This is a genomic window from Flavobacterium mekongense (genome assembly GCF_047038255.1).
GTDB classification, from domain to species: Bacteria; Bacteroidota; Bacteroidia; order Flavobacteriales; family Flavobacteriaceae; genus Flavobacterium; species Flavobacterium mekongense.
On sequence record NZ_CP174374.1, the window covers coordinates 1,586,299 to 1,613,096 of the forward strand.

Annotated in this window: 18 protein-coding genes; 8 read left to right on the forward strand and 10 right to left on the reverse strand. The window is 39.6% G+C overall.

Annotated elements, in window-relative coordinates:
- The first annotated feature begins 7 nt into the window (after positions 1–7).
- Positions 8–1,264, forward strand: a complete 1,257-nt coding sequence (locus tag ACJG85_RS06765) for a nucleoside permease (protein ID WP_412463641.1) — start codon at positions 8–10, stop codon at positions 1,262–1,264.
- A gap of 359 nt (positions 1,265–1,623) precedes the next feature.
- Entirely contained in the window at positions 1,624–3,396 is a 1,773-nt protein-coding gene (rpsA, locus tag ACJG85_RS06770) for a 30S ribosomal protein S1 (protein ID WP_412475973.1), read from the forward strand.
- Positions 3,397–3,448: 52 nt separating this feature from the next.
- On the opposite strand, the gene ACJG85_RS06775 is transcribed toward rpsA, so the two are convergent.
- The gene (locus ACJG85_RS06775; protein ID WP_412463643.1) at positions 3,449–4,165 is read right to left on the reverse strand and encodes a hypothetical protein; all 717 of its coding nucleotides are present in this window, start codon (positions 4,163–4,165) and stop codon (positions 3,449–3,451) included.
- 183 nt (positions 4,166–4,348) lie between these two features.
- Positions 4,349–6,772, reverse strand: coding sequence for a phenylalanine--tRNA ligase subunit beta (gene pheT / locus ACJG85_RS06780; RefSeq protein WP_412463644.1), 2,424 nt, complete (start codon positions 6,770–6,772; stop codon positions 4,349–4,351).
- Between the two features lie 252 nt (positions 6,773–7,024).
- On the opposite strand from pheT, the gene ACJG85_RS06785 reads away from it, so the two are divergent.
- Together ACJG85_RS06785 and ACJG85_RS06790 are read left to right on the forward strand one after the other, a co-directional pair.
- Entirely contained in the window at positions 7,025–8,530 is a 1,506-nt protein-coding gene (locus ACJG85_RS06785) for an aldehyde dehydrogenase family protein (protein WP_412475974.1), read from the forward strand.
- An 80-nt stretch (positions 8,531–8,610) separates the two neighbouring features.
- A complete protein-coding gene (locus tag ACJG85_RS06790; RefSeq protein WP_409677641.1) occupies positions 8,611–8,988 on the forward strand; it encodes a DUF779 domain-containing protein in 378 nt (125 codons plus the stop codon).
- Here the strand turns inward: ACJG85_RS06790 and ACJG85_RS06795 are convergent.
- From ACJG85_RS06795 to recG, 6 genes are all read right to left on the reverse strand, one after another.
- Positions 8,985–9,911 (reverse strand): AraC family transcriptional regulator, encoded by a 927-nt coding sequence (locus tag ACJG85_RS06795; RefSeq protein ID WP_409677639.1) that lies wholly within the window; start codon positions 9,909–9,911, stop codon positions 8,985–8,987. The genes ACJG85_RS06790 and ACJG85_RS06795 overlap by 4 nt on opposite strands.
- 84 nt (positions 9,912–9,995) lie before the next feature.
- Complete coding sequence (locus tag ACJG85_RS06800) at positions 9,996–10,859, reverse strand: bestrophin family protein (RefSeq protein ID WP_412475975.1); 864 nt, start codon at positions 10,857–10,859, stop codon at positions 9,996–9,998.
- 29 nt (positions 10,860–10,888) lie between these two features.
- Complete coding sequence (locus tag ACJG85_RS06805) at positions 10,889–12,196, reverse strand: TolC family protein (protein ID WP_412463648.1); 1,308 nt, start codon at positions 12,194–12,196, stop codon at positions 10,889–10,891.
- Between the two features lie 2 nt (positions 12,197–12,198).
- The gene (locus ACJG85_RS06810) at positions 12,199–15,285 is read right to left on the reverse strand and encodes an efflux RND transporter permease subunit (RefSeq protein ID WP_412475976.1); all 3,087 of its coding nucleotides are present in this window, start codon (positions 15,283–15,285) and stop codon (positions 12,199–12,201) included.
- Positions 15,286–15,339: 54 nt separating this feature from the next.
- Positions 15,340–16,398: an efflux RND transporter periplasmic adaptor subunit gene (locus tag ACJG85_RS06815; protein WP_412475977.1), complete on the reverse strand. Its 1,059-nt coding sequence runs from the start codon at positions 16,396–16,398 to the stop codon at positions 15,340–15,342.
- A 110-nt stretch (positions 16,399–16,508) separates the two neighbouring features.
- Positions 16,509–18,617 (reverse strand): ATP-dependent DNA helicase RecG, encoded by a 2,109-nt coding sequence (gene recG, locus ACJG85_RS06820; RefSeq protein WP_409677629.1) that lies wholly within the window; start codon positions 18,615–18,617, stop codon positions 16,509–16,511.
- 131 nt (positions 18,618–18,748) lie between these two features.
- Between recG and ACJG85_RS06825 the strand changes: the two genes are divergently transcribed.
- The 4 genes from ACJG85_RS06825 (at position 18,749) to ACJG85_RS06840 (ending at position 24,399) form a co-directional block, all read left to right on the forward strand.
- A complete protein-coding gene (locus tag ACJG85_RS06825; RefSeq protein ID WP_412475978.1) occupies positions 18,749–19,801 on the forward strand; it encodes an acyltransferase family protein in 1,053 nt (350 codons plus the stop codon).
- 21 nt (positions 19,802–19,822) lie between these two features.
- Entirely contained in the window at positions 19,823–21,889 is a 2,067-nt protein-coding gene (locus ACJG85_RS06830) for a M1 family metallopeptidase (RefSeq protein WP_412475979.1), read from the forward strand.
- On the forward strand, positions 21,886–22,791 hold the full coding sequence (locus ACJG85_RS06835; protein ID WP_409677623.1) for a patatin-like phospholipase family protein: 906 nt from the start codon (positions 21,886–21,888) through the stop codon (positions 22,789–22,791). The genes ACJG85_RS06830 and ACJG85_RS06835 overlap by 4 nt, the downstream gene beginning before the upstream one ends.
- Before the next feature lie 72 nt (positions 22,792–22,863).
- A complete protein-coding gene (locus ACJG85_RS06840; protein ID WP_412475980.1) occupies positions 22,864–24,399 on the forward strand; it encodes a YifB family Mg chelatase-like AAA ATPase in 1,536 nt (511 codons plus the stop codon).
- Positions 24,400–24,413: 14 nt separating this feature from the next.
- Here ACJG85_RS06840 and ACJG85_RS06845 read toward each other — a convergent pair whose 3' ends face one another.
- Together ACJG85_RS06845 and ypfJ are read right to left on the reverse strand one after the other, a co-directional pair.
- Complete coding sequence (locus tag ACJG85_RS06845) at positions 24,414–25,769, reverse strand: hydroxymethylglutaryl-CoA synthase family protein (protein ID WP_412475981.1); 1,356 nt, start codon at positions 25,767–25,769, stop codon at positions 24,414–24,416.
- A 159-nt stretch (positions 25,770–25,928) separates the two neighbouring features.
- Entirely contained in the window at positions 25,929–26,786 is an 858-nt protein-coding gene (ypfJ, locus tag ACJG85_RS06850; RefSeq protein ID WP_409677617.1) for a KPN_02809 family neutral zinc metallopeptidase, read from the reverse strand.
- Between the last annotated feature and the right edge of the window lie 12 nt (positions 26,787–26,798).

Genomic DNA, 26,798 nt, shown 5'->3' on the forward strand with positions numbered 1-26,798 from the left:
ATTATTTATGAGTATAAAAAACAGATTAATTGCCATGAACTTCTTTCAGTTCTTTGTTTGGGGTGCTTGGCTTATTACCATTGCCAACTTTTGGTTCGGCACTAAACAATGGGACGGAACCCAATTCGGATTGGTATTCGGAACGATGGGAATTGCGTCGTTGTTTATGCCGACTTTAACCGGAATCATAGCCGACCGTTGGGTGAATGCCGAACGACTTTACGGGATTTTGCACATACTTTATGCTTTAGTTTTATTTTACTTACCGCAAGTTACTACACCGGATAATTTTATTTATGTAATGTTGGTAGCAATGTGTTGCTATATGCCAACCATTGCGCTTTCTAATTCCATTTCTTATACCGCTTTGAAAAACAGTGCCGACAGCGATGTGGTAAAAGATTTTCCGCCTATTCGTGTTTGGGGAACTATTGGTTTTATTGCCGCCATGTGGTTGACCAACTTAACCGGAAACAAGGCTACAGCTTATCAGTTTTACATAGCCGGAATTGCGGCTGTTTTGTTAGGATTGTATGCTTTTACTTTACCACAATGTAAACCACAACACACCAAAGGCGAAAAGGCTTCGTTTGTGGAATCTTTGGGGTTGGAAGCCTTTAAGTTGTTTGGTACCTATAAGATGGCATTGTTCTTTATCTTCTCTATGTTTTTGGGTGGTGCTTTGCAGTTGACTAATGCCTATGGCGATGTATTTTTAGATGAATTCAAAAATGTGCCTGAATATGCCGATTCGTTTGTAGTGAAATATTCTACTATCATAATGTCGATTTCCCAGGTTTCAGAAACCTTGTTTATTTTAGCAATTCCGTTTTTCTTAAAGCGATTTGGGATCAAACAAGTAATGTTGATTTCGATGTTGGCTTGGGTATTGCGTTTTGGTTTGTTCGCTTTCGGGAACCCAACCGATGGTTTGTGGATGATTATTTTGTCTTGTATCGTTTACGGAATGGCTTTCGATTTCTTCAATATTTCAGGATCATTGTTCGTAGAAACGTCTACCAATGCCAAAATTCGTTCCTCAGCTCAAGGATTGTTTATGATGATGACCAATGGCTTTGGAGCAGTTTTAGGAAGTTTTACTTCAGGTTGGGCAATAGACAAATTTTTTACCCACGACGGTGCCAGAGATTGGCACAGTATCTGGTTGGCTTTTGCCGCTTACTCTTTAGTGATAGCCGTATTGTTTGCCGTGCTATTCAAACACAAACACGATCCGAATGCGGTGGCTAATGTGAGTCATTAATTTAAAAGTGTTAACTATAAAAATGAAACCTGATAAGTTGTAAACTTGTCAGGTTTTTTTGTGGCCAAGAAAGCCATTTGACTCCTGTTTAGCCCTGGCAGGAGCGAGCTACCATGTAGCGTGGATGACAGGAAAAGGGAAACCAAGAAAGCCCGAGCCATTCGCTCCTGAAAATCAAGCGGGAATAAGTTGTTTTTTCTGAGGTAATTGTTTTGTAATTAAGAAATTATGATTACTTTTGCACACCTTTTGGCGGAGTAGAGTTTCCATTAGGGATTACCAATTTAAAACTAACACTGCTGTGTTTGTGTTCGCATCAAGAAACTCTGGCAACATAGCATACAAATTTTTTTATCAGCATGGCTGTATTAAACAAAGAACAAGAAGCGTTTTTAAATGAATTTAACTGGCACAACTATGCCGAAGGTATTGACGCTGTAGATGAAAAAAACTTGCAAGAGTTTGAAGATTTAGTAACTAAAACTTTCATCTCAACAGACCAAGAAGAAGTAGTAGAAGGTGTAGTAGTAAGAATTACTGAAAGAGACGCTATTGTTGACATTAACGCGAAATCTGAAGGAGTTATTTCTTTGAATGAGTTCCGTTACAATCCAAACTTAAAAGTTGGAGACAAAGTTGAGGTATTGATTGACGTTCGTGAGGACAAAACAGGTCAATTGGTATTGTCACACAGAAAAGCAAGAACTATCAAATCATGGGATCGTGTTATCGCGGCTAATGAAACCGGAGAAATCGTTCAAGGTTTTGTTAAATGCAGAACTAAAGGAGGTATGATTGTGGACGTTTTCGGAATCGAGGCGTTCTTACCGGGTTCACAAATTGATGTGAAACCAATCCGTGATTACGATGTATATGTGAACAAAATGATGGAATTCAAAGTGGTAAAAATCAACCACGAATTCAAAAACGTTGTAGTATCACACAAAGCATTAATTGAAGCTGATATCGAAGTTCAGAAAAAAGAAATCATCGGTCAATTAGAAAAAGGTCAAGTATTAGAAGGTGTGGTTAAAAACATCACTTCTTACGGTGTATTCATCGATTTAGGAGGTGTTGACGGATTGATCCACATTACCGACTTGTCTTGGTCAAGAATCAACCACCCAAGCGAAGTATTGGAGTTAGACCAAAAATTGAACGTTGTTATCTTAGACTTTGATGATGAGAAAACAAGAATCCAATTAGGTTTAAAACAATTAAACGCTCACCCTTGGGATGCTTTAGATGCTAACTTACAAGTGGGTGACAAAGTGAAAGGTAAAGTAGTGGTTATTGCTGACTACGGTGCTTTCATTGAAGTAGCTGAAGGTGTTGAAGGTTTGATCCACGTTTCTGAAATGTCTTGGTCAACTCACTTGAGAAGTGCTCAAGATTTCGTAAAAGTAGGTGACACTGTTGAAGCAGTAATCTTAACTTTAGACAGAGACGATCGTAAAATGTCATTGGGTATCAAACAATTGACTCAAGATCCATGGACAGATATTACTTCTAAATACCCTGTAGGTTCTAAACACACCGGTATCGTTAGAAACTTTACTAACTTCGGTATTTTTGTTGAGTTAGAAGAAGGAATCGACGGTTTAGTGTACATCTCTGACTTGTCTTGGACTAAGAAAATCAAACACCCGTCTGAATTTGTTAACGTAGGTGATAAATTAGACGTAGTAGTATTAGAGTTGGATGTAGAAGGTCGTAAATTATCTTTAGGACACAAACAAACTACTGAAAACCCTTGGGACAAGCATGAAGATGCTTTCGCTGTAGGTACTATCCACAACGGAACTATCGCTGAGATTGTTGACAAAGGTGCTACTGTAGATTTCGGAGATGATGTAGTGGCATTTATCCCAACTCGTCACTTAGAAAAAGAAGACGGTAAAAAATTGAAAAAAGGTGAAGAAGCACAATTCAAAGTAATTGAGTTCAACAAAGAATTCAAAAGAGTAGTAGCTTCTCACACAGCTATCTTCAGAGAAGAAGAGGAGAAAAACGTTAAAGCTGCTACTGAAACTGTAGCTTCTACTAACAATGCTCCGGCTCAAACTTTAGGAGATAACAATGATATTTTAGCCGGATTAAAAGCTGAAATGGAAAAGAAAGAGAAAAAATAATTTTTCCTTTTGATTGAATAGAAAGCCCCGAGTAATCGGGGCTTTTTTTGTTCTAATTATTGTAGTATTTCCTTTTCCAGATTTCTTCATTAAAGTTTTTACCCATCATAAAAAAGTAATAAGCAAATACGGCGAATATCGATTTAAAAGCAAAAAGGAATACAATCAGAGAAGCCATCGGTACCGATTTGCTCAAATTATTCTCCGGAACTAGCATCGCCAGCAAAGCACTGAAAAGAATAGCTGTTACCGTAAAATAGCCTAAATTTTTAAAAGGCAAAACCATCAGTTTGCGCCACGGATTGATTTCGGTTCCCCATTGGTGAATCAAATAATAGTAGTTATTTCCTATAGGCACAAAAAGTAACGGATCATCGTAGTTGAGCAAGTGGAAAGCTTTACTTGGTGCTATGATTTTAAAGCCTTCCAGTGAAGTTTGGTGTTGTTTTTCGAGATGACGAATTTTGGTAATGGCTTCTTCCGGTATCTCATTTTTAAAAATACTACTGTCTAAAAATCGCAAACGGTAATCCACACAAATTTTTCGGATTTGATCGATGTGGAAAATTTTGTCGGTTTCCAGCAAATCAAATTGCAAAGCATTAGAAATTGTTGAACTTTTACGCTGCAACTTGTCAGTTACCATTTCCCGTTCCCGCTCATTCTTGGCTAAAATGGATTGTACTTGTGCTAAAATGGCCGCTTCTGATTGGCGTTTTTTTCTTTCGGAAAGTAATTCTTCTTGGAGGTTTACCTTGTGGAGCAACATAATGTAAATTTTTAAACAGTTGATAACTTGAAAATTACACAAACGAAATTTACAAAATATTTTTTTCAAACCTTACAAGCCGGCTTCCAAATTACTTTTCTACAGTTGTTAAAGTTTTTGAAAAATATTCCCGGTTTGTTTACCATGAGATGTAAAAAAAGACCTCATTTGAGGTCTTTTTTTTTATTGTCGTAAACTGGCACCCAGTTCGTTTTCCATGTTTTTCAACAACTTGCTCATGATTTTGTCAATCTGCTCATCGGTTAAAGTTTTCGAGCTGTCTTGCAGTGTAAAACTCACCGCATACGATTTTTTGCCTTCCGGTAGGTTTTTGCCTTGGTACACATCAAACAAATTCACGGCTTTTAACAACGATTTTTCGGTTTGACGGGCTATGTTGTAAATCGCATCAAAAGCCACTGTTTCATCTACCAAAAGGGCTAAATCTCTACGTACTTCAGGGTATTTCGGGATGTCGGTAAATTTAATTTTGCTACCGATGAGTTTTAAAATCAGGTTCCAATTGAAATCAGCATAAAACACTTCCTGCTTGATATCGAAATGTTTTAAAATAGACTTCTTCACGGTTCCGAATTCTACTAAAGTATCATTCCCGGAAGCTATGGCAATACCTTCAGCAAAGACATCCGAAGCAGCCGGTTTGTTTTGGATTTTAGTAATTCCTAATCTTTCTAAAACGGAACTTACATAACCTTTGAATAAAAAGAAATCGGAAGGTTTTTGCGGATTGGTCCAACTTTCCGCGTTGCGATTACCGGAAACAAATAAAGTCAGGTGTTTCGGTTCATCATAACCCGATGGCAATTTGTGATAGGTTTTACCGAATTCGAATAATTTCAAATCACCGTTTCTGCGGTTGATATTATAGGAAACGGCTTCAAGTCCCGAGAATAATAATGACTGACGCATGGCCGATAAGTCGTTGCTCAACGGATTCAACATCATTACATTGTATTCTTCCTTCAACATATCCGACAAGCCAACGTAATCCGGAGTAGTCAAAGAGTTAGCCATCATTTCATGAAAGCCTAAGCCGTTCAACTGTGTGGCCACGATATTTTGTACTTTATAATCTTCAGTTCGAGCCGAATTGGCTACCGTAGCATTTAATTTCTTGGTGAAGTTGATGTTGTTGTAACCGTAAACGCGTAAAATTTCTTCAATCACATCAATTTCTCGTTGTACATCAACACGGTAAGACGGAATGATTAAACCCAAACCGGCATCAGAAACCGTAGTTACTTTAATGTCAAGAGAAGCCAAAATTTTCTTGATGGTTTCTTTCGGTAATTCTTGTCCGATTAATTTATTGGCTTTTTCAAAATGAAGGAATACCGGGAAATCTTCAATTTTTTTAGGATACACATCGATGATGTCTGATGTTATTTCACCGCCGGCGACTTCTTTGATTAAAAGTGCCGCACGTTTTAAGGCAAACTCAGTGATATTAGGGTCAATGCCTCTTTCAAAACGGAAAGAAGCATCGGTATTCAAACCATGTCTTTTGGCCGATTTTCTGATGGAAACCGGATTAAAGTAAGCGCTTTCTAAGAAAATGGCATTAGTTGTTTCGGTAACTCCTGAAGATTTTCCGCCGAAAACACCAGCCAAACAAAGCGGCCCTTTTTCGTCGCAAATCATTAAATCTTCTTCGTGTAAAGTTCTTTCTACCTCGTCTAAAGTGGTGAATTTGGTTCCTGCTGCAACGGTTTTCACTATGATTTTGCCATTAATTTTAGCTGCGTCAAAGGCGTGTAACGGTTGTCCTAAATCGTGTAAAATGTAGTTGGTTACGTCAACGATATTGTTTTTCGGAGTTAGTCCGATAGCTTTCAAGCGGTTTTTCAACCACTCCGGCGATTCTTTTACAGTTACACCCGAAATGGTTACACCGCAATATCTTGGCGCTAACTTACTGTCTTTAACATCCACATCAATTTTCAAGGTTCTTTTGTCGATGCGGAATGTACTTACTGATGGCGTGATTAATTCGACATTGCTGTTTTTTTGCAATAAACTGGCGCGCAAATCACGAGCAACTCCCATATGCGACATAGCATCGGCACGGTTGGGCGTTAAACCGATTTCGAAGACTTCATCATTTTCGATATTGAATACCTTAGCACAAGGCGTTCCCGGTTTTAGCTTTTCGTCTAATATCATAATACCCTCGTGACTGGTGCCTAAGCCCAATTCATCTTCGGCGCAAATCATACCATGGCTTTCTTGTCCGCGGATTTTTCCTTTTTTAATCTCAAACTCGTTACCGTCTTTGTCAAATAATTTGGTTCCGATAGTAGCCACAGGAACTTTTTGCCCGGCAGCAACATTGGCAGCGCCGCAAACAATTTGCACCGGAGTACCATCACCTAAATCAACGGTGGTAATTTTTAATCTGTCGGCGTCAGGATGTTTTTCACACGTCAACACATGACCAACAACCACACCTTCCAATCCGCCGCGGACCGATTGGTATTTTTCAACCACTTCCACTTCCAACCCTAAATCGGTTAATATAGCAGCAGTTTCTTCTGATTTTAAATCTATTTTAATGAATTGTTTTAACCAATTGTATGAGATTCTCATGTATCGTATTTTAAGGGTGCAAATATAGGAATTACAGTTTTCAGATTAAAATATATTTTTAAACGAAAGCCTCCTGAAATTCAAATCAAATCATTGTCAAATTGATGTTTATTTAGGGATATTTTTGGAGGAATTGTAATTATCGGTTGTTAAAATTTTCATATCTGTAAAATTGTGCTATAAATTGCCCGAATTGTGCTATTTGGAATTTGGGATTGACAGTACTTTTGAATGAATCAAAAAAATATAATTATGAGTAATTTAATTCAAAGACCCACATTTAAAGATAAGTACGACAATTTTATAGGCGGTAAATTCGTGGCACCAGCCTCGGGTCAGTACTTCGATGTAGTGTCTCCGGTTGACGGAAAAGTATTTACCAAAGCCGCACATTCTAACAAAGAAGATTTAACCTTAGCGGTTGATGCCGCACATGAAGCCTTTAAAACTTGGGGTAAAGTTTCGGTAACCGACCGTAGCAATATGCTGATTAAAATAGCCCAAGTAATGGAAGACAACCTCGAGTATTTGTCGGCGGTTGAAACCATTGATAACGGTAAAGCGGTTCGCGAAACTTTAGCGGCTGATTTGCCATTGGCTATCGATCATTTCAGATATTTTGCCGGTGTAATTCGTGCCGAAGAAGGTTCGGTGAGCGAGTTAGATGATACTACGGTTTCCTTGATTGTTCACGAACCTATAGGTGTTATTGCCCAAATCATTCCGTGGAATTTCCCGTTGTTGATGGCCGTTTGGAAATTGGCTCCGGCTTTGGCTGCAGGAAACTGCGTGGTATTAAAGCCAGCTGAAAATACGCCAATTTCGATTATGGTTTTGATGGAATTGATAGGCGATATCATTCCGGCCGGTGTGGTGAATGTAGTGAATGGTTTCGGCTCCGAATTGGGTAGAGCTTTAGTAACCAATCCTAAAGTAGCCAAAGCGGCGTTCACAGGATCAACAGCTACCGGAAGAATGGTAATGCAATATGCTACCGAAAATATCGTTCCGGTGACTTTAGAATTGGGTGGAAAATCGCCTAACATTTTCTTCCCTTCTGTAATGGAAGCCGATGACGAATTTTTAGACAAAGCCGTTGAAGGCGCCGTATTGTATTGCTTAAACCAAGGAGAAGTTTGTACATGTCCGTCACGTTTATTGGTTCACGAATCTATTTACGACCAATTTATGGAGCGTGTTTTAGCCAGGGTAGCTGCCGTAAAAACCGGAAATCCGTTAGATCCGACAGTAATGATGGGTGCCCAAGCTTCCAAAGTGCAAAGAGATAAAATTATGTCTTACATCAATTTAGGAAAAGAGGAAGGCGCCGAGTTGTTAATTGGTGGCGATGAAAATAAATTGGGAGGTGACTTAGACAATGGTTATTACATCAAACCAACCGTATTCAAAGGCACCAATAAAATGCGCATTTTCCAAGAAGAGATATTCGGACCGGTATTGGCAGTAACTACATTCAAAACCACCGAAGAAGCTATCGAGATTGCCAATGATACTTTGTATGGTTTAGGCGCCGGAGTTTGGACACGCGACGCTCACGAATTGTATCAAGTGCCGAGAGCGATTCACGCCGGTAGGGTTTGGGTCAACAGTTACCACGCTTATCCGGCCGGAGCACCGTTTGGCGGTTACAAGCAATCGGGTATTGGTAGAGAAAACCACAAAATGATGTTGGCGCATTACCGTCAAACTAAAAATATGTTGATTTCTTATAACAAAAACAAATTAGGGTTCTTTTAGTAGTTGAGATTAATTGGTTACTACCGCAAATTGGCTTTTCGGAGTCGGTTTGCGGTTTGTTTATACTAAAAAGTAAAAAGATGAAAAGATTAGCAGTAACTGAAAACGCTTTAGCATTGGTACAAATGCTGAAAGAAAAGTTCGGCGATTTGATGTTTTACCAAGCCGGTGGTTGTTGCGAAGGTACGCAGCCGCAGTGTTTTGAAAAAGGTGGTTTTTACATCCGAACCGGAGATGTTTGCATAGGCGAAATAGCCGAATGCGAGTTTTGGCTCGACAAAGATTTATTCGAATACTGGAAAAATGCGCATTTCACTTTAGATGTGATGGATGGCATAGGCGCGGGTGGCTTTTCGTTGGAAACGCCCTACGGTAAAACATTTATTATCAATTATCGATTGTTTACCGAGGAAGAACTGGCCCAACTCGAACCGGTCAAGTACAATGCTTACGATTAGTGTGACGTAAAATTCATCAATTGGTATTGTTTCGGAGTAACGCCTTCGTATTTTTTGAACAGTCGAATAAAATAATTGCAATCTTCAAAACCGCTGGCATAAGACACTTCGTTGACGTGTATGTTCGGATTGCTGAGAAGTTTTTTGGCGTGTTTGATTTTTTCGTTTAAGATGTATTCAATCGGACTCATGCCCAATTCTCTTTTAAAATAACGATAAAAAGAAGTCGTACTCATACATGCTTTATCGCTCAAATCTTTCAAACTGATGCTTTCGCGGATGTTCTTTTTGATGAAATCTATCGAAGGCGAAATCGGACTGCTGCTGTCGATGAACTTTTCATCTTCAAAACGCTTGGCTGTTTGGGTTTGAATGATGCGGATGATTAATTCTTGCAGCGTCAAATCGGCTATGGCATCTTTGGTAATCGAATCGCCCATGCATTCCTTAATCAGCTTATTGATGGTACCGGCCAATTCTACATTGTTGTAAAAAAAGTAGTTTTCATGGTCGAGTTTCCACAAATTGCTCTTGCCTTCTTTGGGGTATTTTTCGTTTAAAAAATCTAAAGTGTCGGTGATGATTTTATTATCGATAGCCAAAGCAATACATTGCGTCGGATTTTCTTTAGACGCTTCGGGAAAGTCAATTTTCATTTCCACATTCGACGGTACAATCACAGTTTCTCCGGGCAAATACTCAAACTGCGGTTCGTCAAAAAGATGCATGATTTTTTTACCGCGCAACATACTCGTCACCACCAAGTCGTTAAACTTGAGCGGCACCAAATCCGATTTTTGATAGGTTTCAAAAATATTGAGTTCGCAATGGTCTAAAGAGAAAATAGTGCGGTTTTCCACCAAAGTCTTGAGCGACTTTTCGTGAGTAAGAGCAGGTTTGTTAAGCAAAATTTTGGACGCCATAAAAAAAACAATCGAACTACTAAGATAAGACTTAAAGTGATATTTTTTTTAGAGAAAGGTCTTTTTCTTGCTAAATAACTATACTTAGAGGATTTCTTCCACGTGACGCTTGATGTTTTCGGCTATTTTGCCGGTAGGCAAATCGTTCTCGTCGTTGCCGAAAGGATCTTCAATTTCTTCAGCAATTAATTCCAACGAAGCCAAAACATAAAAGATAAAAACTACCACCGGGATCACATAATACCCTAAATTGAAAACATAGCCAAAAGGCAAAGTCATCACATAAAAGAATATAAACTTCTTGATAAAAGCACTGTAAGAGTAGGGAATAGGAGTGTTTTTGATGCGTTCACAAGCACCGCAAACGTCAGTAAACGACTGTAACTCGGCGTTCAAAATAATTAACTGTTCTCCCGATATTTTTCCGACCTGATGTAAGTCGTTTATCTTTTGAAACAATACTTGCGCTACTTGATTGGGTTTGTGTTTTTGCAAGTTGATTTGTAACTCGACATCTTCAAATAAAATTTGCCCGACTTCTTCATTGCTCAAATGTTTGGATAAGATAGATGCGTAAGTCGGAATCAGAAAACGCAAGTATTTTTTATCGTGTTCATCTTTTAGTATGGCCGAAAGCTTAATCGCTAAATTCCGACTGTTATTTACCAACGAACCCCAGAGTTTTCGACCTTCCCACCAACGATCGTAAGCAGTGTTGGTTCGGTAAGCCAACAATAACGAAATGACAAAACCCAACATCCCGTGCATGATGGAAATATTTTTCACATGACTGGTATCGGATAGTTTCCAGTATTCGACTTCCAAATAGCAAATGGCACCGGAATACAATCCGATAAAAATCATCATCGGAAACAATTGTCGAAAAGTATCGGCTTTGTGAAATCGGAAAATAAAGGTAATCCAGTCTTTAGGGTTGTATTTTACCATAGGTTGGTTGATTTGAGTTCAAAAATACATTAAAAACGCAAACTTCCCGCTAATTCTTTTAAGGTGATTTCGTGAATTTTAGTCAGATACAAAGCATTGCTGTAACGCACTTTAGCCTCTAAAAAATTCTGCTGAGCGGTTCTGAACTCAATAGGTGTAATGGTTCCGATTTTAAACTTGGCCAACGTAATGTCCAAATTTTGCTCAGCAATTTTAAGATTTTGGGCTTCTACTTTGGTCAGTTCCAAATTGGTGGTGTAACTGGCAAAAGCAGCATTTAATTGGCTTTCCAGACTTCTTTTCTGTTGTTCCAAAGTAACGTTGGCGTTTTCCAATTGTACTTTGGCGATGCGCTCATTACGGTTTTGCAGGTTGCCGTTAAAGATAGGCATCGATGCGTTAAAACCATAAGCAAATCCGCGGTTGGACGATTGCGTGATAAAGCCTAAAGAAGCTTCCGAACGCGTAAAATTATAGCCCGAAGTAATGCGAATGGTTGGATAGCGACCGGCTTTCACTTGCTTCAACTGTTGTTCCGCGCTGTTTTTGGTCAGCATTTGGGCTTGCAATTGCGGATTCTGATTCTCGGCAGCCGATTTCAATTCGTCGTATTTCAATTGTTCGTCTACCGAAATTTCGTTGGCCACTACAAATTCGGTTTGAACATCGCGCGCTAAAATTTCGTTTAGGCGAATCTTAGCATTTTTAAGCGTTTCCAGTTGCTTGAGTTGCAAACTTTTATCGGTATTCAAGTCGACTTGTGCATTTAAAACTTCCAATTTAGAAGCTTTCCCGATGCTAAAACGGTTTTCCGCTGTAGTAACTCTTTCTTGTGAAATCACAATGGCTGTATCTATAGCTGCCAATTGTTGCTGCTGTTGGACCAAATCGAAATAGTTCAGATACACTTCACTGATTTTGGTGAGTATGGCCAATTTCAATTCGGCTTCGCCTTGTTTTTGCAGGATGTTAAGTTGCTCTTTTCGGGCAAACATCCGCAGTCCGTCAAAAACCGTCCAATCCAAACCTACACCATAAGTTAAGTTCATATTTCGGGCGCCGTCTAAAGTTCTTTCCGAACCATCGGCTTGGGTTTGTTTAGTGTTGGTAATACTGTTATTATCGGTTACCAAGGCGTTGATGGTTGGCAACATCCCGGCATTTCCGGCGCTGTTATTGAGCTCATCAATTTTGAGCTCGTTTTTGGCCAACTTAATATCGTAGTTATTTTCTAAGGCTATTTTAACAGCATCTTCTAAGAGCAACAATTCTTGCGCTCGCATTTTTGGCAAAAAAGCCAAGACCAAAGTGATGAGATATATCGATTTGATTTTCATAATTACTTCTCTAAAGCTTCTAAATTATCAAATTCCGGGCGGTGTTTCTTGGCTCTCGACCACATTAAGTAAAAGGCCGGAATTACAAACAAGGTCAGAATCAAAGAGAAAATGGTTCCGCCTACAATGACAACACCCATTCCGATTCGGCTGGTGGATGCAGCGCCAAGTGACAATGCAATCGGCAACGCACCCAAGGCAATCGCCAAACTCGTCATTAAAATAGGTCGCAATCGCGCTTCCGAGGCTTGGATGATGGCTTCGTATTTCGGCAAGCCTTGTTCTCGGAGTTGGTTGGCAAATTCCACGATCAGAATTCCGTTTTTGGTTACCAATCCAATGAGCATTACGGTTCCGATTTGACTGAAAATGTTCCATGTTTGGCCAAACAACCACAAGGAAAATAACGCTCCGGCTACCGCCATTGGCACGGTTAAAATGATAATGAACGGATCGATAAAACTTTCAAACTGAGCAGCTAAAATCAAATAAATCAGTAATAATGCCAAGCCGAAGGCGAAGGAAGTATTGGAACTACTTTCCACAAAATCGCGAGATTCTCCGCCTAAATCCGTGGTAAATGAATCGTCAAGCACTTTCGCTTTAATTTCATCCATGGCTTCAATGCCGTCGCCCATACTTTTTCCCGGAGCTAATCCGGCGAAAACGGTGGCCGACATATAACGGTTGTTGTGGAATAACTGCGGTGGATTACTTTGTTCTTCCACGGTAACCACATTGTCGAGTTGAATCAATTCGCCTTTGTTGTTTTTCACAAACATCGAGGTCAAATCCAAAGGTTCATCGCGGTCTTTTTCGTCAAATTGCCCAATCACTTGGTACTGTTTGCCGTTTTGCATGTAATAACCGAAGCGTTGTCCGCTTAACGACAATTGCAGCGTTTGCGCGACATCTAAAACCGAAATGCCCAAGCTCTCCGCTTTTTCACGATCGATGGTTACGTTGATTTCGGGTTTGTTGAATTTCAAATTCACGTCAACGGTGGAAAACACCTCACTTTTATTGGCTTCTTCCATAAACTGTGGAATCTTTTCACGCAACTTTTCAAAGTTTGGCGCCTGAATAATATACTGAATCGGCAATCCGCCACGACGGTTTACCGCTATGGTTGGTTGTTCTGAAATGGTGACTTTGGCTTCCGTATATTTTTTAGTCCATTTGGTAAAATCGTCTGCAATTTCTTTTTGAGAGCGTTCTCTTTCCTCCGGATTTTTCAGTGCCAAACGAATTCGGCCTGTATTTACCGAGGACGATAAAAATGCGGGTGACGTAATCACCAAAGCAATTTTTTTCTCCGGTATGCTGTCGTTCATCAATTTCGACATGTCTTCCATAAATCGGTCAGTATAGTCGAAAGTAGCACCTTCGGGTGTGGTTACACTTACAATCACCAAACTTCTATCGTCGTAAGGTGCCGTTTCTTTGGGCAGTATGTTGAAGAATAACGCAATCAATCCGAAACAAACGATTACGATAGGGAAACTCAACCATTTTCTTCGCATAAATCCTTCTAAAGCCGAAGCGTAACCTTTATTTAAACTCTGAAAATACGGTTCGGTAAAAGTGTAGAATTTGGTTTTCTTTTGTTCGCCGCCTTTCATCAAATAGGCGTTCAACATAGGGGTTAAGGTAAGCGATACAAAGGCCGAAACCAAAACGGCTGCTCCGATGACGACTCCGAATTCTCGGAACAATCTACCCACGTATCCTTCCAAAAAGATAATCGGTAAAAACACCGCTGCTAAAGTGATGGAGATTGAGATTACGGCGAAGAAAATTTCGTTAGAACCTTTGATCGCGGCTTCTATAGGCGACATGCCTTCTTCGACTTTTTTGAAGATGTTTTCCGTCACTACAATTCCGTCATCTACCACCAAACCGGTGGCTAAAACTATCGCCAATAATGTGAGTACGTTCACTGAAAAACCACACAAATACATGATGAAAAAAGTGGCAATCAATGATACCGGAATATCAATTAACGGACGGAAAGCAATAGACCAGTCGCGGAAAAACAAAAAGATAATCAAAATCACCAAAATTACCGAAATCAAAAGCGTTTCAGCTACTTCTACTATCGATTTTTTAATGAAAACTGTATTGTCCAAAGCCACGTTGAGCTTGATGTCTTTCGGCAAGTCTTTTTGAAAACCTTCATATTGTTTGTAAAACTCTTCGGCTATGGCCAGATAATTGGTTCCCGGTTGTGGTACTATCGCCAAAGCTACCATCGATTGGTCGTTGGCTTTGAATTGGGTTTCTAAGTTTTCCGGACCTAATTCGGCGCGACCAACATCACTCAACCGAACTATTTTGTCGTTGTTGGCTAAAATGATAATGTTGTTGAATTCGGTTTCGTTGGATAAATTGCCGAGTGTTTTTACGGTAAGTTCAGTATTGGCTCCCGTTAATTTCCCAGAAGGCAATTCGACGTTTTGTTTCTCCAAAGCAATTCTGACATCTGAAACGGTAACGCCGTAGGCATTGAGCTTTACGGGATCGAGCCAAATACGCATGGCGTAACGCTTTTGTCCCCAAATTTGTACTCCGCTTACACCGGGTATGGTTTGCAAGCGCTCGGCTATAACATTTTCGGCATAATCACTTAGTTCCAATACACTTTTAGTATCACTTTGAACGGTCATGGAAATGATGGCGTCCGAATCGGCATCGGCTTTCGAAACTACCGGCGGCGCATCGATATCTTGCGGTAAACTTCGGATGGCTTGCGATACTTTGTCGCGCACATCATTCGCGGCTTCTTCTAAGTTTTTTTCGAGTTTGAATTCGATGGTAATATTACTTGAACCTTGGTTGCTGGAGGACGTAATGTTTCGAATACCATCGATGGAGTTGATGGCTTTTTCGAGCGGTTCGGTAATTTGCGATTCGATGATATCAGCATTGGCACCGGTATAATTGGTTCTGACAGAAATTTGTGCCGGATCAATCGAAGGAAATTCTCTTACGCCCAAATAGCTGTAACCGATGATGCCGAAAAGGATAATCAGCAAATTGATTACAATGGTAAAAACCGGTCGCTTGATACTTATAGTGGATAAACTCATTTGATTTCAGATTTTAGATTTCAGATTTCAGATTTGGGAATTGAAATGCTAAAATTATTTGACCATTATTTTAATGTCGGTTTCGTCTTTTAACGACATTACGCCGGAGGTTAAGACGGTATCTCCGATTTTCAGACCGGAAGTAATGACTACAGCTTTATCGGTTCGGGTTAAGGTTTCGATTTTTACTTCTTTGGCTTTACCATGGTTAGCGATAAAAACTTTTTTGCCATCTTGAATCGGCACAATCGCTTCCGTAGGAATGATGATAGCGTCTTTGATGTTTTTCAGCGGTAATTCGATGTTGGCAAAAGTGCCCGGTAATAATTTTCCGTTCGAGTTATCGGTTAAAGCTCTGATTTGTAAAGTTCTGGTTGTGGCTTCAATGGCAGGCTCTAAGGCGTAAATTTTGGCTGTAAAGGTTTCTTTTACATTTGGAACCGTAAACGTTATGGTGTTATTTTTACTAATCTCGGTAGCGTATTTTTCAGGTATAGAGAAAGTGATTTTTAATGGATTGGTACTGACTAACTTTGCAATTAATGTAGTGGGTGTAACATACGTTCCCGGCGAAATACTTCGCAATCCGATTTTTCCCGAGAAAGGCGCTCGTACGGTGGTTTTTCCGATTTGTGCTTGGATCAATTGTGTTTGTGCTTTGGCGGTGCGATAATCAGCGCTTGCGATGTCGTATTCCTCTTGGCTGATGGCTTCTTTTTGCAGCAACAATTTAGCTCTTCTTTCGTTTTCAGAGGCCAGACTTTCCTTGGTTTTGGCTTGAGCCAGTTGTGCACGAAGTTCGATATCATTCACTTTGAATAATACTTGTCCTTTACTGACAGCACTACCTTCAGTAAAAGCAATGTTTTCTACAATACCCGAAACTTCGCTTCTGATTTCAATTTGCTCATTGGCTTCAATAGAACCGGAAAGGGAAATAGTATTTGAAAAGTCTTGTCCTTTTACAACATGAAAAGTAACCGGAGTGGCCGGTTTTTTTCCGTTTTTATCGTTTCCTTTGTCGTTTTCCGCTTTGTTTTTGGTAATTCTGTAAGCAATCATTACGCCCAGGGCAATGACTATAATGGCGATGATGAAGTTTTTTATTTTCATGGAAAAGAAAGGTAATTGTTGAAGTTAGTTGTGACGGCAAAGTTACTTTTTACACACGGAAACCGCGGTCGCCTTAGAATTTATTTAACAGTTGTAGGTACAACTATTGGTTAGCTGATGTAATTCCAGATGTTTTTCTTTTTGGTTAATTCGATGAAAACTGTCCGAAGCGTTTGGTGTTCCGGCAAGGTCATAGAAGGATCTTTTTTGAGTAATTTCATCGCTTCATGTCTCGCCAGCAACAAAATTTCTTTGTCTTTTACTAAATCGGCGATTTGTAAATTCAGCACACCGCTTTGCTGTTTGCCCATGATATCTCCCGGTCCGCGCAATTTTAAATCGACTTCTGCTATCTCAAAGCCGTCATTGGTTTTACACATGGTTTCCAGACGAATTTTACTGTCGTTAGATAATTTGAAAGATGTCATTAAAATACAATAACTCTGTTCTGCACCGCGACCAACTCGACCTCTGAGCTGATGCAATTGCGATAAACCGAAACGTTCGGCACTTTCAATAATCATCACGCTGGCATTGGGAACATTAACGCCCACTTCAATTACCGTAGTGGCTATCATAATATTGGTTTTGCCTTCGGCGAAGCGTTTCATTTCAGCATCTTTATCGGCTGGTTTCATTTTGCCGTGTACCATTGAGATGCTGTAGTGAGGTAACGGAAAATCGCGTGATATACTTTCGTAGCCGTCCATCAAATCTTTATAATCCATCGATTCACTTTCTTGAATTAAAGGATAGACTATATATATTTGGCGACCTTTGGCAATTTCATCTTTAATGAATTTCCAAACTTTCAATCGGTTGCTGTCGTAACGATGTACGGTTTGAATGGGTTTTCGGCCCGGCGGTAATTCGTCTATAACCGAAATATCCAAATCGCCATACAAACTCATGGCTAAGGTGCGTGGAATAGGCGTGGCGGTCATGACCAAGATATGCGGCGGAATTTCGTTTTTTTGCCACAATTTCGACCGTTGTTCTACACCAAAACGATGCTGCTCATCGATTATAGCCAAACCTAAATTGTGGAATTGTACTTTGTTTTCTAACAAGGCATGCGTTCCGATTATGATGTGCAAACTACCGTTTTCCAGTTCTTCGTGTATGATTTTGCGTTCGGCAGTTTTGGTCGAACCGGTAAGCAATTTGATGTTGATGTTGAGGTCTTTTGCCAATTCGCTCAAGCCATTGAAATGTTGGGTGGCTAAAATTTCAGTCGGAGCCATCAAACAACTTTGAAAGCCATTGTCGAGAGCAATCAGCATTGCCATTAAAGCGACTATGGTTTTTCCGGAGCCGACATCGCCTTGTAGTAAGCGATTCATTTGGGCATTGGTTCCCATGTCGTTTCGGATTTCTTTCAGTACCTTTTTTTGGGCATTGGTCAACTCAAACGGCAAATGATTCTTGTAGAAATTATTAAAATGTTCGCCAACTACAGTAAACGGATGTCCTTTGATTTTATGTTTGCGAACAAGGTTTTTGGTAATGAGTTGCAGTTGGATAAAGAACAATTCTTCAAATTTTAATCGGAATTGTGCTTTGGCCAATAGTTCCGGACTTTTCGGAAAGTGGATATTGAAGAGTGCAGCGCTTTTGGGAATCATTTTCAATTCCTCTAAAAGATTTTGGGGTAAGGTTTCTAAAAAAAGTCCTTGGGTTTCCAGAAAAACCTGTTGCATCATTTTGTTGATTACCCTATTGGAAATTCCTCTGTTGGTAAGGGTTTCCGTAGAAGGATAAACCGGTTGCATAGAGGAGCGCAGGCTTTGTTGGTGTTCCTGATACAACTCCATCTCCGGATGCGCCATGCTGTATTGCCCGTTAAAATTAGTCACTTTTCCGAAAATGACATAAGGCGTATTCAGTTTGAGAGAGTCTCTAATCCACTTGTGGCCTTGGAACCAGTTGAGTTCCATTTGACCGGTATTGTCGGTAAAAACAGCAACCAATCGTTTTTTGCCTTTACCGAATTCAACGGTTTTCAAGTGAACGACTTTACCGATGATTTGCACTTCGGCAGGATTGTTGTTCAGCTCGTTAATTTGGTAATAACGCGTTCTGTCGATATAGCGATTAGGATAAAAATTCAGCAAATCTTCATAGCGGTGAATGCCTAACTCTTTGCGCAACAATTCACCTCGTTGCGGTCCGACACCTTTTAGATATTCGATAGGAGTTTGAAGAAGGTTACCCGACATTTTTTTTACTTAGCAATGGTCATAGCGAAGATAGTTTAAAAAATACTTTATCTGAAATTTCATTTCCGAATCATTATGAATTTGGAGAATATTTTTCGTTATTTACAACAGTAAAAAGGAAATCATTTTTTATGATCAAACACATCTCCGGACTCAACGGCATTAGGGCAATTGCAGTATTGATGGTTATAGTTTACCATCGATTCCCCTCGGATCATTTTTTGAAAATCATGCCGATTGGCCATTTTGGGGTAGATATTTTCTTTGTGTTGAGTGGCTATCTGATTTCCAGGATTTTAATAAATGGTGTCACAAAAATTGAAAACAATACGGCTACCGCTTTTCAATTGATTAAGAGTTTTGTCATCCGACGCAGTCTTCGCATTTTCCCGATTTACTATTTGTTGCTGTTCATTTTGTATATCAATGATGGAATTGTAGGCAATAGTTTTAGGGAAAATTTTCTTTGGTACTTTTTTTACGGTTCTAATTTTTTGGTCTACTTTGAAGGCAAATGGTTTGGCTGTTTGGCGCATTTGTGGTCCTTAGCTGTCGAAGAACAATTTTACTTGGTTTGGCCTTTTTTGGTGTTGGTGCTTTTTAGAAACCGAATTCTTAGTTTACTAACCCTTACCATTATAGTCGGAACATTGTCGCCTTTGTTTATTGACGGAATTACTTATGTGTTGACCATTTCGTGTATTAATGCCTTCGGTATCGGTGCGTTGTTGGCTTATGTAGAATTAAGGCGACCGGAATGGCAAACTGCTTTTGTCAAAACGGTCAATGTGTTAGGAGTGCTTTCCTTAGTCTTGATTTTTGTTCATTATTTTGTATCACCTTTACCGGTTTACTCGGACAGGTTGTTAGTTTCCCTTGTGGCTGTAGCCTTAATAGCCTATTGTAGATTCAATCAGCAAAGCTATTTGGTAACCCGAATTTTAGAAAACAAAATGTTAAGTTTTATCGGGTTAATCAGTTATGGAGTATATTTATACCACAATGTTTTTCCAAGGTATTGGACCGCTATTCTCTCGCGTTTACACATTGAAACGCCGGCTACTCAAGGGCAATTTTCTTATATAGAATTTGTGATCCAAACAGGCTTTGTGATTTTGGTGAGTTATTTGTCGTGGATTCTCATTGAGAAGCCAATAGCCAAATGGAAAGATAAAATTAGTTAAGCTAACAGAAATCGGTTTACAATGAAATATTTACTACTCCTTTTTTCTTGTCTTTCTTGGTCGCAGCAAACCGCGAAGGTCGACTTTACCGAGTGCTATGCTAAAGTGACGCCCGATTTTAATGAGAGGAAAGTAGCGGGAAAAGTAGTGTATCATTTTAAGGTTTTGCAACCTACAGATACCATTCGTATTGATGCCAAAGACATGAATTTTAATGAGGTGAAGATTAACAACAAACCGGTCAATTTTAAAAATAATAAAAAGGAATTGTTGCTTTTTGAAGGTTTCAAGAAAGGAAATAATATTGTCAGTTTCAGTTATACAGCCTTTCCCAAACAAACCGTATATTTCACCGGACAAGGCGAAACCGCTCAGATTTGGACACAAGGACAAGGAAAATATACCAGTCATTGGATGCCGAGTTTTGACGATGTGAACGAGAAAGTCGTTTTTAATCTCCAAGTCATCAGCCCAAATAATTTTGTAGCTATTGCTAACGGAGTGCTTCAAAAGAGTGCTTTGGCAGACCAACAATTAAAGTCGTGGTTGTACCAGATGCAAAAACCGATGAGCTCTTATTTGTTAGCGTTTGTGATTGGCGATTTCAGGAACAAAGTTATTGCCTCAAAATCAGGGATTCCGTTGCAGTTTTTTATCCAGCCGAAAGACACAGCAAAGTTCGACGCTACTTACCGTCATTCGAAGCAAATCTTTGATTTTTTAGAAGAAGAAATCGGATTCAAGTATCCGTGGCAAGTGTACAAGCAAATTCCGGTAGAAGACTTTTTGTACGCCGGTATGGAAAATACCTCGTGTACCATTTTTGCCCAAGATTATGTGGTGGACGACATTGGATTTAACGATAGAAATTATGTGAATGTCAACGCACACGAGTTGGCGCACCAATGGTTTGGCGATGTGGTTACCGCCAAATCCGGAAAGCATCATTGGTTGCAGGAAGGATTTGCTACGTATTACGCTTTATTGGCCGAGCGTGAGGTTTTCGGAGACGATTATTTTTACCATCAATTGTACCGAATATCATTGCAATTGCGCAATGCTGCTAAAACCGATACGATTCCGGTGATGAACGAAAAAGCCAGTTCGCTATCGTTTTACCAAAAAGGCGCTTGGGCTTTGCATACCATTCGCGAAGCCATCGGACCGAAATTATTTCAAAAAGCAGTGAAATCGTATTTGAAAAAATATCAATTTAAGAATGTCGAAACCGATGATTTTCTGGCAGAAATAAAAAAAGCGGCACCGAATTTCGATACTGAAAAGTTCAAAAAAAACTGGTTGGAAGATTATCATTTTCAAACCGAGGAAGCCAATGTATTGTTAAAGAAAAACAGCTTTATACAGCAACTTTTTGAAACCCAACAGTTGCGTAAAAAAGCATTAACTGAAAACAAACAGCGCTTCACAGCGTTACTGCAATCCGATGTTTTTTATCCGATAAAAACCGAAATTTTATACCAACTGAAAGACGTTACTTTTGCTGAAAAAGCGGAGTTATTGTCACTCGCATTGCAAACCAATGATGTTAAGGTTCGTCAAGCTGTGGCAGAATTTGTCGGGGAAATTCCGCTTTCCTTTCAATCTTCGTATGAAACTTTATTAGACGATGCCTCTTATGATACCCGAGAAATTGCCTTCATGACGCTTTGGAAAGCCTTTCCCGAAAATCGGAACAGGTACTTAGAAAAGGCTAAAAATTGGATTGGCGGTAATGACAAAAGTTTGCGAATCCTATATCTTACTTTTGCGTTACTTTCGGAAGACAGTCAAGATAGAGCGGCATTGTACACCGAATTGGTTGGTTACACATCTCCGATTTTCGAGAGTTCGGTTCGCCAAAATGCTATAACTAATGCCTTGTCAATACATCCGAAAGATGCAGCGGTGTTGAGAAATCTGGTCAATGCAACGGTACATCACAAATGGCAGTTCAGTAAGTTTGGCCGGGATAAAATTCGGCAATTGCTTAAAAATGACGGGTATGCCGACTTGTTTCAATCTCTACTACCATCTTTATCTCAAAACGAAGCGGTTCAATTGCAAAAATTGTTAAACGAAAAATCATGAGAGCGTTAGTCATATCCGGAGGTGGTAGCAAAGGCGCATTTGCTGGTGGCGTTGCACAGTATTTGATGCAGGAGAATGGCTGTGCCTATGATATTTTAATTGGAAGTTCTACCGGAAGTTTGCTGATTCCCCATTTGGCCTTGGGCGAAGTCAATAAGATTTACAACATCTATTCTAATGTGAACATGCGCAGTATTTTTGATGTTAGTCCGTTTGTGGTTAAAAACAAAAATACGCCTAACGAAACCGTTTCTATCAATCACTGGAATGTGATCAAACAATTTGTTAAAGGCAAAAGAACCTTTGGTGAAAGCCATAAATTGCTGGAATACATCAAAGAAAACTTTACTATATCTGAATTTGCATTGCTTAAATCAACTGCTTGTGAAGTGGTTGTTACGGTGACGAATTTATCTAAGAATGAAGTCGAATACAAGTCCATCAAAGACTTTGAATACGAGGAGTTTTGCGAGTGGATATGGATTTCATGTAATTATATACCGTTTATGTCTTTGGTAACTAAAAACGGGTATGAGTACGGTGATGGCGGTTTTTCGAGTTTGGTACCGATTCGTGAAGCGATAAAGCGCGGGGCGACCGAAGTTGATGTAATCATATTGGAAACCGAAGTACAAACGCGCCCCAAAAAGATTGGACGCAATCCTTTTTCGCTGATGATTGATTTGTTTCAAACGTTGCTGACACAAGTAGAAAAGCACGACATCACCATAGGAAAATTAGCCGCCAAAAATAAAGACGCCAAACTCAACTTATACTACACGCCAACGCAACTCACCGATAATGCACTAATTTTTAACAAAGATAAAATGAAAGATTGGTGGCACAAAGGCTATGACTACGCCAAAAACAAAAGTGAGTTGATGAGTGATAATCTTCCTTAGTTATCTTTATTCTTACATAATATATTTTTATTTGTAACTATTTCACTATTTTTATTTTTAAAAATGTAAGATATGTTGGTAAAAGTTTTTGGAAGTGCCGTTTTTGGTGTAGAAGCCACAACGATAACAGTAGAGGTTAATATTGATAAAGGAATCGGCTATCATTTGGTAGGTTTGCCGGATAATGCCATAAAAGAGAGTAGTTACCGAATCGCCGCAGCTTTGAAAAACAACGGCTATGATTTTCCGGGTAAAAAGATAACGGTAAACTTGGCACCAGCCGATTTGCGAAAAGAGGGTTCGGCTTATGATTTAACCTTGGCGATAGGGATTTTATCGGCTTCTAACCAAATCAATGCTACAGAAGTTGACCAGTATGTCATTATGGGCGAGTTGTCGTTAGACGGAAGTTTGCAACCCATTAAAGGAGCCTTATCTATTGCCATCAAAGCCAAAGAAGAAGGATTTAAAGGGTTTTTTCTGCCCATTCAAAATGTGAAAGAAGCTGCTATAGTGGACGGATTAGACGTTTACGGTGTGGAAAATGTACTCCAAGTCATTGATTTCTTTGAAGGCAAAGGAACGCTAGAACCCACTAAAATTGACACTCATGAAGAATTCTATAAAACCTTAGACTTTCCTGAGTTTGATTTTGCCGATGTCAAAGGTCAAGAGAGCATCAAACGCTGTATGGAGATTGCGGCAGCCGGTGGGCATAACATCATTCTGATCGGTCCTCCGGGTTCCGGGAAAACCATGTTGGCCAAACGATTGCCGAGTATTTTACCGCCTATGACTTTAAACGAAGCTTTGGAAACTACCAAAATCCATAGTGTAGCCGGAAAAATCAAAGATGTCGGTTTGCTGAATCAAAGGCCTTTTCGGAGTCCGCATCATACGGCAAGTAGTGTTTCTTTGGTTGGCGGAGGCAGTTATCCGCAACCGGGAGAAATTTCATTAGCGCACAACGGTGTTCTGTTTTTAGATGAATTACCCGAGTTTAAAAGAGAAGTCTTAGAAGTAATGCGCCAACCTTTGGAAGACAGAGAAGTAACAATTTCCAGAGCTAAATTTACCATAACTTATCCATCGTCATTTATGTTAGTAGCCAGTATGAATCCTAGTCCTGGCGGTTATTTTAATGATTCCGATGCGCCTGTCAGTTCTTCTCCGGCCGAGATGCAACGGTATTTGAGTAAGATTTCCGGACCATTGTTGGACCGAATAGACATTCATATTGAAGTGACACCTGTACCGTTTGAAAAACTCACCGAAACCCGTCCGGCAGAAAGCAGTATTTTGATACGGGAACGAGTAACGAAAGCCAGAGCAATTCAATCAAAGCGATTTGAATCCTATCCATCTATTCACTACAATGCGCAAATGACGACTAAACAAATTCGAACCTACTGCGCGTTGGATGATAGTTCGTTGCAATTATTAAAAACAGCAATGGAGCGGTTGAATTTATCGGCGAGGGCTTACGACAGGATTTTGAAAGTGTCTCGAACTATAGCCGATTTAGAAGAGTCGGAGAGGATAAATTCCAACCATATTGCCGAAGCCATTCAGTACCGAAGTCTAGATAGAGACGGCTGGTTAGGATGATTTGGTTTTCAATCTCAGTCAGCGTACTTGTAGTATCTTGCTCCAATCAATACCGGATTGTCTTTTTCAATGCTGTCCAAATAGAATTCTTCACTTGGTTGAATCACTGAGGTTTTCAATTCCTTTTTATGGAGTTTTTCGTATGTCGAAAAATCTATAGCTATACAATTTTCAAGCCTTTCGAAAAGATTTGCTTTAGCAATTGCCGATTGCCAATTGGTTCCAACTTTTGCCTCAAAAACTTTAGATTTTGAACCGCTACCGTAAGCAATAAACCCTAATTTTTGATGGGCCAAATTGGTTTTTTGTTGGTAATGATAGCACAGAGTAGACAATAGACCTAAGAAAATCGAACCGGTATAAATGTTGCCTACTTGCCCGGAGGCAATTTCGGAAGGTTCTATTTTTTCTTTGACCAAGCTGAGGTATTCCGGACTTTTACTTAAAGCCTTAAGCTTGTCTTTGTCTGAATCACCAATTTGAGAAGCCAATAATTGAGGATTTTCTTTAGCAAATATTTCTATAAATGTTCTTCTGCCTTGAAAACAATAGGGAAGGTGCATCAGGATGTTGGTCCAAGTTTCGTAGATTTTCCCTTGTTGTTCGCTTTCTGTTTTATAATGGTCATAGGCTTCAGTAATACGATTGATGTAGCATTGGTTAGAATATTGACCGTCGAATACGGGTTGCTCTTTATAGATGGCAATTTCTTCTTCTAAAACACCTTGCCATTCTTCGTTTTGGTTTGATGTGGTTATGGTTTCTTTGTTTATTATTCTTCTTGGTTTGAAGAAATCAAAAACACCTTCAGTGGCTACACCAACGGCGTTTGAAAAACTTAAGATGTTAGGATTTGCGGTAATTAGCATCGCTATCGAACCGGCGCCTTGCGTGTATTCTCCGGTAGAGTTTAAATCGTATTTGGCATTATCTGAAGCGATAACAATGGCTTTCTTGGAGGGATTAAGGCGAATGTAATCCAAGCAATTTTGCAAGGCATCAACAGCACCTATGCAGGCAAAAGTCAGATCAACTACGTCACAATTTCTTAAGCTGCCTTTACCCAAAACGCTTTCTAAATTAGACAAAACGTAAGAACCAACAGGTTTAGAGCTGTCAACACCGCTTTCTGTACCAATATAAATTCGGTTGATTTCGTCGGGATTTAAATTTTCCTGACGGATTAACTGTAAAGCGGCATTAGAAGCCATAGTTACCACATCCTGATGTACATCGGAGAAACTCATTTTATGTAATCCCAATCCTTTGATAAGTTTGTCAGCTTCTATATTTCGTTGTTCCGCTAAAGTGGTTATCGGAAGGTATAATTTCGGTATGTCAAATGCAATACTGTGAATGCCTACGTTCATTTCTTTTGAATTTTTGCTAAGCAAAATTAAAAAAGACAACTTCATTTTTTGTTGAAATTGTCTTTAAAATGAGTCGCTTAAACACGATTTGTGATTAATGCAATAAATGATAGTTTTATTTTTTAATTTGTGATTTTTGCAAACAATAACTGCTCATTTTTAATCTAACAAGGCTGAAAAAGTATCTCCTTGTTTAATATCGCCGGAGCTGTAACCTTTTTTGAACCAATACATGCGCTGTTCGGAAGTGCCGTGGGTAAAACTATCGGGGGTAACATGACCTTGCATTTTACTTTGTATGGCATCATCGCCAACGGCATTGGCTGCGCTCAAGGCTTCTTCTATGTCGCCTTCTTCCAAAAGATTGTTGTTGTAATGCGCCCAAACACCGGCATAAAAATCGGCTTGTAGTTCCAAACAAACAGAGAGTTTGTTAGCTTCTTTTTCGCTTTTTCCTTGTTGCAATTGTCGCACTTTTCCGGAAGTTCCCAAAATGGTTTGCAAGTGATGTCCCATTTCGTGTGCGATAACGTAAGCTATGGCAAAATCGCCACCTTTGGCGCCAAAACGGTTTTTCAATTCTTCAAAGAAGCGCAAATCCATATAGATTTTCTTGTCGCTCGGACAATAAAATGGTCCGGCCGCTGAAGTGGCGCTTCCGCAAGCCGTGTTTACACCATCATCAAAAAGTACCATCCCGGGTTCTTGAAAATCCATATTATTTTCTTGGAAAATTTTTGCCCAAGTTTCGTTGTTGTACACGAAACAAGATTCGGCAAAATCGCCTAATTCTTTTTCTTCAGCCGAAAGTTCGCGGGTTTGGGTAGCTTCGGTTTGGGTTTGACCGCCTTGAGTTTGTTCGATGATGGTTCCGATAGTTTGGCCGGTTTCGCCACCAAACATATTGAGTAATAAAACAATAATTCCTATGATTCCACCACCCAGGACAGCTTTTCCGCCACCCGACATCCCTCTGCGGTCTTCAAAATTGCCGCTTTCTTTTTTATCCCATTTCATAAGCTGAATGTT